At 38.8% G+C, this 13,683-nt stretch carries 14 protein-coding genes; 9 read left to right on the top strand and 5 right to left on the bottom strand.

The window, feature by feature from the left end; all coding sequences use genetic code 11:
- Positions 1 to 13 precede the first annotated feature (13 nt).
- On the bottom strand, positions 14 to 205 hold the full coding sequence (locus WMO31_RS00650) for a hypothetical protein (RefSeq protein ID WP_117969967.1): 192 nt from the start codon (positions 203 to 205) through the stop codon (positions 14 to 16).
- A gap of 138 nt (positions 206 to 343) precedes the next feature.
- On the opposite strand from WMO31_RS00650, the gene WMO31_RS00645 reads away from it, so the two are divergent.
- The 5 genes from WMO31_RS00645 to WMO31_RS00625 all read left to right on the top strand — a co-directional run bounded on the left by WMO31_RS00645 (position 344) and on the right by WMO31_RS00625 (position 3,259).
- Complete coding sequence (locus tag WMO31_RS00645) at positions 344 to 826, top strand: RNA polymerase sigma factor (RefSeq protein ID WP_367999040.1); 483 nt, start codon at positions 344 to 346, stop codon at positions 824 to 826.
- Positions 819 to 1,529: a zf-HC2 domain-containing protein gene (locus WMO31_RS00640; protein WP_367999039.1), complete on the top strand. Its 711-nt coding sequence runs from the start codon at positions 819 to 821 to the stop codon at positions 1,527 to 1,529. The genes WMO31_RS00645 and WMO31_RS00640 overlap by 8 nt, the downstream gene beginning before the upstream one ends.
- Before the next feature lie 60 nt (positions 1,530 to 1,589).
- On the top strand, positions 1,590 to 2,000 hold the full coding sequence (locus WMO31_RS00635) for a peptide deformylase (protein ID WP_021883674.1): 411 nt from the start codon (positions 1,590 to 1,592) through the stop codon (positions 1,998 to 2,000).
- A 280-nt stretch (positions 2,001 to 2,280) separates the two neighbouring features.
- Positions 2,281 to 2,799, top strand: a complete 519-nt coding sequence (locus tag WMO31_RS00630; protein WP_367999038.1) for a hypothetical protein — start codon at positions 2,281 to 2,283, stop codon at positions 2,797 to 2,799.
- A 205-nt stretch (positions 2,800 to 3,004) separates the two neighbouring features.
- Positions 3,005 to 3,259 carry a hypothetical protein gene (locus tag WMO31_RS00625; RefSeq protein WP_367999037.1) on the top strand — a complete coding sequence of 85 codons (255 nt, stop codon included), beginning with the start codon at positions 3,005 to 3,007 and terminating at the stop codon, positions 3,257 to 3,259.
- 65 nt (positions 3,260 to 3,324) lie between these two features.
- Here WMO31_RS00625 and WMO31_RS00620 read toward each other — a convergent pair whose 3' ends face one another.
- Both WMO31_RS00620 and WMO31_RS00615 read right to left on the bottom strand, forming a co-directional pair.
- Positions 3,325 to 4,128 (bottom strand): DUF6591 domain-containing protein, encoded by an 804-nt coding sequence (locus tag WMO31_RS00620; protein ID WP_367999036.1) that lies wholly within the window; start codon positions 4,126 to 4,128, stop codon positions 3,325 to 3,327.
- A 41-nt stretch (positions 4,129 to 4,169) separates the two neighbouring features.
- Positions 4,170 to 4,748: a zinc ribbon domain-containing protein gene (locus WMO31_RS00615; protein WP_117948599.1), complete on the bottom strand. Its 579-nt coding sequence runs from the start codon at positions 4,746 to 4,748 to the stop codon at positions 4,170 to 4,172.
- A gap of 125 nt (positions 4,749 to 4,873) precedes the next feature.
- Here WMO31_RS00615 and WMO31_RS00610 point away from each other — a divergent pair, with 125 nt between their 5' ends.
- Positions 4,874 to 5,209, top strand: a complete 336-nt coding sequence (locus WMO31_RS00610; protein ID WP_021883681.1) for a helix-turn-helix domain-containing protein — start codon at positions 4,874 to 4,876, stop codon at positions 5,207 to 5,209.
- A 55-nt stretch (positions 5,210 to 5,264) separates the two neighbouring features.
- Here the strand turns inward: WMO31_RS00610 and WMO31_RS00605 are convergent, their stop codons facing one another.
- A complete protein-coding gene (locus tag WMO31_RS00605) occupies positions 5,265 to 7,874 on the bottom strand; it encodes an NYN domain-containing protein (RefSeq protein WP_367999035.1) in 2,610 nt (869 codons plus the stop codon).
- 34 nt (positions 7,875 to 7,908) lie between these two features.
- Complete coding sequence (locus WMO31_RS00600) at positions 7,909 to 8,385, bottom strand: GNAT family N-acetyltransferase (RefSeq protein ID WP_101070251.1); 477 nt, start codon at positions 8,383 to 8,385, stop codon at positions 7,909 to 7,911.
- Positions 8,386 to 8,778: 393 nt separating this feature from the next.
- On the opposite strand from WMO31_RS00600, the gene WMO31_RS00595 reads away from it, so the two are divergent.
- The 3 genes from WMO31_RS00595 to WMO31_RS00585 all read left to right on the top strand — a co-directional run bounded on the left by WMO31_RS00595 (position 8,779) and on the right by WMO31_RS00585 (position 13,624).
- Positions 8,779 to 9,321: a TIGR01440 family protein gene (locus WMO31_RS00595; protein ID WP_367999034.1), complete on the top strand. Its 543-nt coding sequence runs from the start codon at positions 8,779 to 8,781 to the stop codon at positions 9,319 to 9,321.
- A gap of 182 nt (positions 9,322 to 9,503) precedes the next feature.
- On the top strand, positions 9,504 to 12,218 hold the full coding sequence (locus tag WMO31_RS00590; protein ID WP_367999033.1) for a CDP-glycerol glycerophosphotransferase family protein: 2,715 nt from the start codon (positions 9,504 to 9,506) through the stop codon (positions 12,216 to 12,218).
- A 302-nt stretch (positions 12,219 to 12,520) separates the two neighbouring features.
- A complete protein-coding gene (locus tag WMO31_RS00585; protein ID WP_367999032.1) occupies positions 12,521 to 13,624 on the top strand; it encodes an acyltransferase in 1,104 nt (367 codons plus the stop codon).
- Positions 13,625 to 13,683: the final 59 nt, after the last annotated feature.

The raw sequence follows: 13,683 nt of genomic DNA, 5'->3' as shown, positions 1-13,683 counted from the left end.
GTTTTATTTTGTGCTATTTTGTTCCGAAATATTTTATGTAGCTTTCAATGTTGCAGTTGATTTCTTCAAAAATTTTCCGCACCCCGTCAATTCTTAAATTTTCATGATAAACCTTTGCTCTGCCCTCTCTGTCAATTTCAATCAGCAAAACATTCTCACCGTCAACCTCAGCATAAACATTGCACGATAACTCCGGATATTTCACCTAACCACCTCGGTAATTTATATGTAGACAAGAGGTTGTCTGTTGCAAAACATTGAACAGAAAAAATTTTTATGATAAAATTTCAATATACTGTAACAAAACAGCAATTTGCGGATTTAATATACGGGAGGTGACAAAGTGCCATTTGAAGAATTTTACAGACAAAACTTTAAAACAGTTTACGGATTCCTGATTAATCTCTGTAAAAACAGCGACCTTGCAGAGGAATTTACTGCCGAAACTTTTCTTAAAGCATTTGAACATTACAAAAGCTACAACAAAAAGTACAAGCCCTCAACATGGCTTTGTGCCATTGCCAAAAACGAATATTTAAAATATCTGCGTAAGCAAAAGAAAATTGACGGTTTTGACAATGCAGAAATTGCTGACATCAGCAATTTAGAAGAAAAGCTTTCGGATAAAGACACGGCATTGCGAATACATAAATATCTGCATATTCTTGATGAACCGTATCGTGAGGTCTTTATTTTAAAAGTTTTTGCAGAGCTGTCATATAAGGAAATTGCCGAAATTTTCGGCAAAAAAGAAACATGGGTACGAGTCACCTATTACCGTGCAAAAGTCAGATTATTGGAAAGGCTTGGTGATGATAATGAATAAAAACTGCAACATAGTGCGTGATTTAATTCCTTTGTATTCCGATAATACCGCAAGTGATGAAAGCAGGAAATTTATTGAGGAGCATTGCCGTACTTGCGATAAATGCAATCGTATTTTATCACTTTCAAAAACCGAAATTGACAAAACGACACACCTTGACGATGAAATGAACAGCGTATGGAAAAGTATTGAAAAGCAGAACAAAAAGAAAAGAATAATTAAAGTTGCGATTGCGGCTATTTTGGTTACTGTTCTTATCCCCTTAATTATTATCGGGGCAAATTATATGTACGGTGCTGACAACACAGATACAGCGAAAAGCCCATATTTCAGCGATGAAATGCTAAGTGAATTTGACAAGGGATATTCACAATCGGACCAAAAACAGCTTGAACCGCTTTTGAATGATATAAAAAATGTTATTGATTTCAACGGTGAATATGAAACCGCCAAAGGAAAATTCGGAGAACTTGCGTATTATTCATATGACCGTGTTGAGGGCGATTACACAGTCAAAGCTAAGGTTGAATTGAACTCCGCAAAGCTTTACACAGACACGGGATATATGTGGATTGAATACACAAAGGATTTATACACAGAGGACGGAACTTTTTGGATGACAACCGAACCCGTAAAATCACGAATTACCGTAATCAATAAAGACGGTGAATGGACAGCGGTCAATATTCAGTCGGAACAGTAAGGCTTGTTTTAAATACACCGATGTGTTATACTCGGGTTAGAAACTGAAAGAGGCAGAGTTATGGTAAGAGAAATTGTACATGATCCTATGTTTTTACAGAGAAAGTCGGAGGACGCAACACAGGCAGATTTGCAGACGGCGCAGGATTTGCTTGACACACTCAGGGCAAATTTTGACCGTTGTGTGGGCATGGCGGCTAACATGATAGGCGTTGCAAAAAAGATAATCGCAATTAATGACAACGGAAAATATCTTGTTATGTTCAATCCCGAAATCATTAGCAAGTTCGGTGAATTTGAAACCGAGGAGGGCTGTCTTTCGCTTGACGGCGAACGCAAAACAGTTCGTTACAAAACGATAAAAGTAAAATATTTCAACGAAAATTTCAAGCAGATAAAACGCAGTTTTTCAGACTTTACCGCACAGATTATTCAACATGAAATTGACCATTGCAACGGGATTCTGATTTAAAGTTAATACAAATCCTTCTCTCCCCGACAGTCACACGGTACAATGTGTGGCTGTCGGGTTTTATTTTGCACATTTATTTTGCACAAAAGTTTTACTGCAATTTATTCATTACAACTAATTTTACCGTCAATCTGAACCTTTTTTAGATTATTGTTTTGTAAAAATCGCACGAAATTGCATGGCAGAATATTTTGCAATTGCACTTTGAATTACATTGTGCTATAATATTAATACAATAGAAACACAGAAAAATTGTAATTAATCAAAAGGCGGTGAGATTATGAAAAACAATAAAACTCTCAAGTACACAGGAATTATACAAGGTGTACTCATTGCAACTCTGTTACTGCTTGCCATTTGGATACAAGTGACATTTTTGTATAACACATACTATTGTGAAGATTATTCTTTCTGGGCAATACACGACGACTACCCGGTCATATTCATTTTCAACACTCTTTTTACAACCTTTGCATCTTTCTCAAGCTTGTTAGAAAATTATGTTTTATATGTTATTTTTGAAATTATGGATATTGCATCGTTGGTATTGCCCGTATATCTCGTTTACAAATCCATACGCAGTAAAAGCACGATGGCAAACGGATTGATTATTATATCATCTGCTGTTACTTTTATGATTATGGTTGCTTACGGAGTTTATACCCTTCTTGACATAATTCGCGGTGCTGAAACATTCAATATTTACAGCATAATTTTCATCTTCATAATGTTGATAAAAGTTACTCTGTGCATTGTTTCACTGCTCAGAATAAGGGCAATTAACAACGCAGTCGAATAGTATTACATATAAACAAGACAGTTTACGGCTGTCTTGTTTTGTTATTTATTAAAATTTCTTTATTGTATAACCCTTTCCCTACAAAATCTACAGGAACAGTTGCGGTGAACATTGACATATATCTCTGATTTAATATCCCAAATTTAATATTGCTAGTTTGGAATTATAATGGTATAATTCGTGTAGATATTGCGGAGGTGTTGTCATGAAAAAATTAGTATCGTTTTTGCTTGCTCTTATAATGATTTTCGGGAGCAATACCCTTGCTTTTGCAACTGACAAAACAGACACACAAAATAGCTCCACCTCCGATGAATCGGACGGCGGTTCAATGCCTACAGATTTTGCGATAATTCTTCTGCTTATCGCCGGCGGTACGGCAGTCGCAAGCTTTAAACGCCACAGAAATGACCGTGACGATTACGATGAACCCGATGATGACACGGAAGAAGAAATTTGATTTTACATTATTAAAAACAACAAAGCCGACAGAATACAATCGCTGTATCTGTCGGCTTGCTTATTTTATTGAACCTCAAGAAGTTTTTTATTTACTCTGTTTGTAACATCAAGATAATATGCAAGGTCAGCCGATGAAAGTTCGTCCTCATCAATTTTTGAAACCTTGTCCATATATGTGGTGTACTGACTCAAAAGTTCGGTATATTCGGAAAGCATTGTTACATCATTCGCATCATAGCTTTTCATAAAGTCAACATACTTGTCCATAAACTCTTCGTACTCGTCCATCATCTCTTTGAATGAGGGAGTAACAGTATCACTGTCCGACTTTTCTTCTTTTGAACTTTCCTTTTTAGAGCTTTCTTCTTTTTTGCTTTCCTGCTTTTTGGAACTCTGCTCTTTCTTTGAAGACTCTTTATTGCTTGACTCATCATCAGGTGCATCAACACTGACATTCATAGTATTGTCGTCTTCAAATATAAGCGTAACTTTGTAACCATCCCTGTTTTCGGCCATATAACCTGTGTCGCTCTCCAAACAATCAATGCTAAATCCCTTATCTTTACATTTGTTAATGTATTTTGAAAAATCGGACTTTGAAGTTTTTGCAATAACTGCCAAAAAGCTATCTGATGAATCCCACATAATCTCTCCTGTCTTAGAGATAGGAACAGGAATAAAACTTCCGAGGCCATCCGAAGGCCACTCAATAGTTCCATAGGTTGTGGGCTCTTTTTCTTCTGAGGTGTCAGAACTTTCGACAACACTGTTATCATTGTTCTTGCTTTCTCCGCAGCCTGACAATGACACAGACATAAGTATTGCAAGCGACATTGCCGCAGCGGCAAATAATTTTTTCTTTTTCATAGTTTTACTCTCCTTAAAATATTTATAATAAAAAAACTAAATCAATAGGCAAACACTACAAACGGGATTATTAAAATTAAACCTGCTAAGGTAAGAATTGTCGGAAGCGATTGTGTCGGGGATTTTATAACTCCCTTTCTGAACAAAACAGATGAGACAAAAAGAATAGTTTGCAATGCGGAAATTATTGCGTCAATTAAAAGTCTTGAAGAATATCTGAGTTGTGAAAATTCGCCCATTGCAATTATTCCGCATATTATCGCACCGATTATTGCAACAACACCGAAGCCGCTTTTTCTGTACGCTTCGTCAGCTTTTTTCTTTTCGGCTTTGCGTTCTTTTTCGTCCTCTCTTTCCCACTTTTTATATTCCATTTCTTTGTAAGTATCATTTCTGATGCGTTCAACCTCAACCGCATCACCATAGACAATAACCTCACTTGAACCGCAGTACGGACAATGCAAAGTTTTATTACTGCTGTCGGCTGTCATCACACCGCCGCATTCCTTGCATTTCAGCTGAACTCGCTCGGTTTTGTCATTATTTGTAATCTTTGCACCGCAGTTTTTACAAAAAGAAGAACTGTCCTCAATTTTCTCGCCACAATTACTACAAAACACAACATATCACCCTCAGTAATAATTTGTATTTATTATAGCATACTATCCTTTTAAAAGCAATACTATCTTTAATAATTTATTTATTTTTATCCTTTTAAAAGATAATATTTACTTGGTGATAAACAATGCTAAACCTTAAAGAAATAGGTAACAGAATTAAAAAATACAGAAAGCAAAAAGGGTTCACGCAGGCACAGCTTGCTGAAATTATTGATATTTCAACAATTCATATGTCACACCTTGAAACAGGTTCTGTTGCAATGTCACTTGAATGTATGATAAAGGTATGCAATGCCCTTGAAGTTTCTCCCGATGATTTGCTGATTGGTGAATTTGAACTTAACAATAACGCCACAATAAAACAGCTTGCAGAAATAACCAAAAATCTTTCTTCGGACGAAAACAAACTGCTGATAGATTTTGCACTTTTGCTTGAAAAAAACAAACCTAACAGAAATTAAAAAAACCGACAGAATACAATCGCTGTATCTGTCGGCTTATTATTATGCTTAAAAACTAATTCATATTATTGTTTAATTCGTTTGAAGAATTTATTATTTCTCTGATTTCATTTTCGGCTTGTCTGACTTCTTCTAAAAATGCTCTTGATGAAACACGCAACGCACCGTTGCCCAGAATTATCATCTGTTCGAGTGCGTCGGATGTTACGACACGCACCTTGTTGGTTTTGGCAAGCTTGTGAGAGGTTTTCTCAATGAACATATCGGCGGTTTCTGCCTCTTTGGTATATACAATGCTGATATTATTCACGGTTTCAACCTCTCTGTGTTCGCCCTTGACCTTGTACGCATCAAACACGAGAATAAGGTTGCACTTGCTGTAGCCCTGATAGTTGCAGAGAATGTTTATCAGAGCGTGTCTTGCACCGTCAAGACTTCTTTCGGAAAGCTCTTTGAGGTGTTCCCACGCAAAAATAACATTGTAGCCGTCAACGAGCAGATACTCCGTGCCGTCATACACGGGGGATTTTTTATACTTTTCAGCCGCCTTGTCAATTGACGAAACCGCCTTGACATGACGCTTTTCGGGAGCGTGCTTTCTGCGTGTCACAGGACCGTAGGTCTGTTCAAAAATCTGCATAAGCTCCTTGTCGAGAGCAAAAATATCGTCCTGAGTTTTGCACTTTGCAAAAGCGTTTTCGCTGTTTGTGCCGATTTCATCGTCTTTCGGAGCATCGAGAATACTCGGCAAATGCATATGCTCACCGACCTCATTCCACGGCACATTGTAGCCTGCTCCGTGAGAACAGAACACAGAACCGCACGGATTGTCAACATCGGCATCACAATCGTAGCCGATTTGTGCAATAACTTCATCACTGTTGTGACACGGCTCATAGCCTTTAAGGCTGCACGAAAGTCTGCCTCTGCCGTGAGTGTACTGCATAACTTCTTTTGTATAATTGCCCATTTCGGACACGGGTGCAGTACCCGTGAGAACGGAATCCTCGCCCTTGGCTTCGGGAGAATTGAAAGTACCGCTCATCCGCTGAATATCTGACATTGCCCGTCCCACATTTTCGTTAGGCACTTCAAGCGTAAAATCATAAACAGGCTCAAGCAGAATGCTCTTTGCAGAACGCAGTCCCTGTCTTACGGCACGGTAGGTTGCCTGTCTGAAATCTCCGCCCTCGGTATGCTTTGCGTGAGCTTTTCCCGAAACAAGCGTGATTTCAATATCCGTAATCGGCGAGCCTGTCAGCACACCGAGATGTGTTTTTTCGCAGAGGTGAGTAAGAATCAGTCTTTGCCAGTTGCGGTCGAGCAAGTCCTCTTTGCAACGGGAATTAATTGTAATTCCGCTGCCACGCTTTGCAGGTTTCAAAAGGAGATGAACCTCTGCATAGTGTCTTAACGGCTCAAAATGACCGACACCCTCAACCGTGTTTTCGATTGTTTCTTTATAGATTATACTGCCTGTGCTGAACGATACATTCATACCGAAACGCTCTTTTATTATGCACCTCAGCACCTCAAGCTGAATTTCACCCATAAGTCGGATGTGGATTTCACCGAGTCTGCTGTTCCACACAACATTCAGCTGAGGATCTTCGTTTTCAAGCGTTTTCAGCTTTGTGAGAGCTGTGTGGGCGTCTGTCCCATCCTCTAATTCAACCTTGTAAGTCAGAACAGGTTCGAGTACGGGAACTCCGGAATTTTTCTCAACACCCAAGCCGTCACCCGATGAAGTGAATGTTATTCCCGTTACCGCACAAACGGTTCCTGCAACAGCCTCCTCAACGGCTGTGAATTTTTCACCCGAATAAATTCTTATTCTGTTTACCTTTTCGGCATTGGTATTTTTTTCGCTTTGGAGAACCTCACGCACTTTAAGACTTCCGCCGGTAATTTTCATAAATGTAAGGCGGTTGCCCTGATTGTCCTCTGCAATTTTATAGACCTTTGCACCGAACTCAGCACCGTAAGAGGGCATAACCGTGTATTCGTCAAGCAGATTCAAAAATGCCTTTACACCGTCAAGTTTGAGTGCCGAACCGAACATACACGGAAAGATTTTGCGTTCCTTAATCGCACCTGTTATGTCGGTTTTTTCAACGGAATCTGTTTCATAATATTTTTCAAGAATTTTTTCATCACATACGGCAACACTTTCACGAAAGCCGTCGGAGTTCGGATAGGTAAAATCAACGCAGTTTTCGTCAAGCCCTGTACGCAGCTGTGCCATAACGGAAAGCTTGTCCGCACCGTCAAGATCCATTTTGTTGACGAAGATAAAACACGGCACATTGTACTTTTTGAGCAGTTTCCAAAGTGTGCAGGTGTGACTCTGAACGCCGTCAGTTCCGCTGATTACAAGAATTGCGTAGTCAAGCACCTGAAGTGTACGCTCTGCTTCTGCCGAAAAATCAACATGACCGGGGGTGTCAAGCAGAGTAAATTCCGTGTTGTTGTACTTCATAACCGCCTGTTTTGAAAAAATTGTAATTCCACGGTCACGCTCAAGCGAAAAAGTGTCAAGAAACGAATCCCTGTGGTCAACCCGACCAAGCTTTGTTATGTTGCCCGAGGAGTACATCAGAGCCTCTGAAAGCGTAGTCTTTCCCGAATCGACATGAGCCAGAATACCGACTGCAATTTTTTTCATCTTATCACCATACCCGAAAATTTATATATTTCTTTTAGAGAATTGTTTCCATACCAATTTTTTGAACCTTAAAACCGATACGCTCGTAAAATTTCATTGCACCGTCATTGCCTGCCCACACATTTAGCGTAACATTATAGCAACCGCTTTTTCGGGCAAAATCAATAACATGGTTATACAGCTTTGTGCCGATATGCATCCCTCTTGTATCCTCGTCAACACACAAATCATCAATATACAGGGTTTTTATATTTGTGACCGACTTGCTTTCAAGATCCTGTTTGAAAATACAAAAAGCATATCCTTTTACTTTTCCGTTATGTTCTGCAACAAAAATCGGCTTTTGCTCATCAACAATTATTCGCTCAAGCTCCTCGTCTGTGTATTTCTTCTCACCGACTGTAAAAAGGTCAGGGCGGATATCGCTGTGAATCTTGTGAACCTCAAAAAGGAGCTTGTCAAGCTGCGGTATGTCTTTAAATTTTGCCCGTCTTATTGTTACTTCACACATAATTTCATCTTCCAATCATATAAAAAATACCTTGTGCAATTTCGTTTTGCCGAAACTTTCAACATTTATTTTACCACATTAAAAAATTAATGTAAACAAAGCAAAAAGGCTTGCGACCAAAATTGACCGCAAACCTTTTCGGGAGTAAATATGAACGAAAGTAATTATCAGTTTTATGTTGTTATATAAGATTATTGTAAAGCTCTGAAATTTCTTAAACACTTGCAGAATAAATCTATTTGTCTTATTATACACCTGTATATATAAAATTTCAAGAACCATTTTAACATTTCTATGTCTTTTGCTGTCATTTGCATTAAAAACTTGTACTTTGCAAAAAAAATGGTATAATATAATCAGAATAAAATTTACATAACCAAGGAGTTGACATATATGTATGAAGAAATTTATGCTCAGGCAAAACAGGCTTGTAATGAGCTTTGCGATGTTGCCAAGCTTAAAGAGGGCAGTATTGTTGTAATCGGCTGTTCTTCAAGCGAGGTTGCAGGCGGAACTATCGGACACAATTCAAGTCTTGAAACCGCTCAGGCTGTTTTCAAGGGTATATACGAAGTGCTTTGCGAAAGAAAAATTTACCTTGCCGCACAATGCTGTGAACACCTCAATCGTGCAATCATCGTTGAGCGAGAGGCTGTTTCGAACGCTGAAATCGTGAATGTTGTTCCACAGCCAAAGGCAGGCGGTTCGTTTGCCACAACAGCATACAAAACATTCAAAGATCCCGTTGCACTTGAAGAAATCAAGGCTGACGCAGGTCTTGACATCGGCGGAACACTTATCGGTATGCACCTTAAAAGAGTTGCCGTACCCGTAAGACTCAGCATTGACCATATCGGACAGGCAATTCTGCTTGCCGCAAGAACCCGTCCTAAATTCATCGGCGGTTGCCGTGCCGTTTATGACGACAGCTTTTAATTTTATTACAATTGACGGGCGGCAGTTTTCGGACTGTCGCCTGTTTTTTTATTATTGCTTATTAAAATTTCAACATATTACCTCGTTTTCCGCAAATTTGCGACATACAATATCAAAGAAAAGTTTGCATTTTTCACTAACTGTGGTATAATCTAATGAGATAATTTTTTTCTGGAGGTACTATGAGCGGTATAATTGTTTCTGTTATTGTCCCCTTTCTTGAGAGCAATAACAAATTAATAGATACTCTGTCATCAATATCCGAGCAAAAGAATATTCATCAAGAGAACATTGAAGTGCTTATTGTTGACGCAACAGACAAAACTTCAAGCAAAATTGCAAGTGGCAGTATGTCAATGTGCAAGGTGATTTATGCAAAGTCGGTTAAAAGCTTTGCCGATGCCTGCAACCTTGCTGCGTCAAAAGCAACAGGCAAATATATTACGGTGTGCAATTGCGGCGACACTTTCAGCTATAACTATTTTGAAAGTTGCATTAAGGTGTTCAACAAAAGGGAAAAAATTCCTTTTGTTGCCGGTCACAGATTTTGCGTAAACCCTGTTTTCAGAGAGAAAAAGGAATTTAGACTTAACAAAGGTCAGCTTGAATCAAGCGTTGTCAACCTTTTTGATAATCCCAACCTCATCAATCTTGAGCTTACGGGTACTTTTTACAGAACTGAAATTTTCAAATCATACAAAATGAACAACAAGCTCAAGTACGAAAGCGCAGACGATTTTGCACTCAGAATTCAGCTTGATTATCCGGAGTATGTATATCTTGATGAGATTGAATTTGACTACTTTATGCCTGTAAGCGATGACTTTATGTACTATGTTCCCACAAACTACAAGGACTGGTACACAGATTCGCTTAACAACTTCTTAAAGCCTCTCATCAATGACAGCAAGGACAGGGACGGAAATATTCCGCTGTTTATTCAGTTCTATATTGTTTTCAATATTACAACAAAGTTCCTCGCAAATATGAACAACCGCAACAAGCGTAATATGAACGATGAAGAGCTTGCAGTTTTCTTTGAAACAGCAAGAGAATGTTTTAAGTTTGCAAATGACGGTTTTGTTCTTAACAAAGACAAGTATGTTTCTCTCTGCTACAGTGAGGAAGCCGCCGAGATGTTCTATATGATAAAGCACAATTGTGTTTTCAAGGATATGCCTTTTGAATATTCCGAGGGCAAAAAAGAGGTTTATCTCAACTGCAACAATATCTATATTTCTAAGCTTACAGACCAGAGAGTCGGTATGCATGTTATGGACTACCGTGACGGCAAGCTTGTTATTGACGGCTCGTTCAGACAGGTTTTTGACCTTGAAGATTTTGAGCTTTATGTTCAGTTTGGCGACAAAAGACAGGTTCTTACAAACACAGACCGTTATTCTCTGACAAAATATTTCGGCATCAGTGCGTACAAGAAATTCACCTTCCACCTTGAGCTTGAGCTTGATCCCGAAAAGCCTCAGCAAACGGTTGCATTCTTTGCAAGATACAAGGATTCAATTATTCCGCTCAAGCTTTCATTCCTGCATCATTGGTCTAAGTTTACAATCAAGCCAAAGAACTCCTACTGGAGATTCAACAAGTATGTTGCCTATATTGACAACTCAAGCACAATTGTAATCTGCCACGCATCTGCTATGGATACATTCAAGAGAGAACTCAAGTTTCTCCCATATGTTTTCATGGAGAGTAAACGCAGCTTCATTACAAGAATTCAGTATTGGCTTACAAGACCTTTCTTCAAGAACAAGAAAATCTGGCTCATGTACGATAAACTGTACAAGGGCGGTGACAGCTGTGAATATCTTTACAGATATTGTGCAGACAAAAAGGACGGCATTTCAAGATACTATATCATTGACAAAAACACTTCCGATTACAAGCGACTAAAGGCTGACGGACTCAAGCCTGTCAAGAACCGTTCATTCAAGCACAAAATGCTGTTTCTTAACACCGATATTGCGCTCATTACAAACTCAAATGTATTTCCGTTCAACGGCTACAGTATGGATCGTTCAAGATTCATCAGAGGTTTGTGCAACTTCCCTTCAATGTGCTTACAGCACGGACTTTCGGTTCAGAAGTGTGCAATGGCTCAGCAGAGAATTGTTGATAACACACAGATGTACTTCCTTGCGTCAAAGTATGAGTACAAAAACCTGAGCAACCATGTTTACAACTATCAGGATTTTGACATTCTCAAGATGACAGGCATCGGCAGATATGACGGACTTATCAATAACGATAAAAAGCAGATTCTGCTTTCACCCACCTGGCGTATGTACAATGCAATGCCTGTTACAACAAGCGAGGGTGAACAGAGAGCTTACAATCCCGAATTCAAGCACACAACCTATTATAAAATCTACAACGACCTTATCAATAATAAAAAGTTGATTGATACGGCAAAGCGTACAGGCTACAAGATTAAGTATGTTCTTCATCCGATTTTAAGCTCACAGGTTAACGACTTTATCCCCGATCCGTATGTTGAGGTTGTTTCATCGGTTGGCGATTTCAACTACGAAACAGCTTTTCAGGAGTCAAGCCTTATGGTAACAGACTATTCGGGCGTTCAGTTTGACTTTGCTTATATGAAGAAACCGCTTGTATATTTCCATCCGTCACAGCTTCCTGCACACTATGATGACGGCGGATTCTTCTATGATACAATGGGATTCGGAGAAATTTGTACCGAAAGCGACCAGCTTGTTGACCTGCTCTGCGAGTATATGGAAAACGGCTGTAAAATGAAGCCAAAGTATGTTGAAAGAGTTGAAGATTTCTATCAGTTTGACGATCACAACAACTGTGAAAGAATTTACAACGAAATCATCAAGTATCAGCAACAGGTTAACAAAGACAAATTAAAATAATATTTAAGCGGTCAGTTTTTTGCTGACCGTTTTTGTTTTGCCAATACTCCTCAAATTCAATATACTTTTATTGCTTTTTGTACATATGTACAAATTTTGTATATATTGTTTAAAAATTACTTGTTTTTCTCTTGAAATACTACACCGAATAAATTGTTATAACAGGCAAATTATGGTATAATTGGTACTTGTAGCAACGTTGCAAATTTTACGAAAATTGTTAAGAAAACGAAGTTCCTGTCAGAAATTGACAGATACAAATCCCGTACTTTTTGGGATTTCCGTTTACGGAGGGTTTAAAAATGAGCAAAATAAAACGACAGTCCGGTATTGAGTTACTGCGAATTATTGCGATGATACAGATAATTTTTTTGCATGCGTATCAGTACGGATTACTTCATGACGCATCAAATGCCGCAGGCGATATTGACGGTATATTGGTGACATTTGTATGGTCATTCTGCAGAACACCTGTTGATGTGTTTATTATGATAAGCGGCTACTTCATGATAACCTCGCAGTTTGATATAAAAAAGACCATACGGCGTGGCGGAAAAATCTACGGTGCAATGATTTTTTACTCGATTATACTTTCGATAATTTTCTTCATAAGCGATCCGTCACTCATAAATATAAATTCAGTTATAAAGGCGTTCACTCCGCTAATGTCACGAACTTGGTATTTCCTGAGCAATTATTTGATTATTCTTCTGCTCAGCCCATTTCTCAACAAAATGCTTGCGTCACTTTCTAAAAAACATTACCTCTACTTTATGGGAATTGTTTTTGTGGCAGTAGGCCTATGGTCAACGCTTGCGGAAATTCACGGAATAAACAATGTGATCAGCGTCAACAAAATACTTGATCCTTATATGGGCAAAAGTCTTGGCGGATTCCTTTTGATGTACATAATTGGCGGTTATCTGAGGTTGTTTGTAAAGCAGAAACCGCTTGAGAAAAGAAAACCAAATTTCCGCTATCTCGGCATTTTCGTCGGCCTTTGCGTATTAGATTTTGTATTGGCATCTGTTTTTCCACAATACAAACCGGCATTCGGTATGTTCAACAACCCGATTGTCCTCGCCGAATCGGCGATGTTGGTTCTCTTTTTCAGAGATTTCAATTTCAGCTCAAAATTTGTCAATACAGTAGCCGGCACAACGCTCGGTATATATGCAATCCACGAAAATCCGTATGTTCGTGATTGTCTGTGGAATGTTGCAAACTTCAGCAATAAGCACCTCTATGACACCCTGATTTACATTCCGATTGTATTTATAACAATCCTTCTCATATTCGCAGGCTGTTGCGTAATTGAGCTTTTAAGACTTAAGCTCTTCGAATTTGTCGGCAATAAAATAAACGCCCGCAAATCCATAACATCCGGCAACCGCTGTACAAAATAATATATCTTATAAAAAACAACACCGACAGATTAGGCCAAAAGCTAACCTGTCGGTGTTTT

Source organism: Ruminococcoides intestinale (assembly GCF_040095935.1).
Taxonomy (GTDB): Bacteria; Bacillota; Clostridia; order Oscillospirales; family Acutalibacteraceae; genus Ruminococcoides; species Ruminococcoides intestinale.
This window is presented reverse-complemented; position numbering and strand designations above follow the sequence as displayed.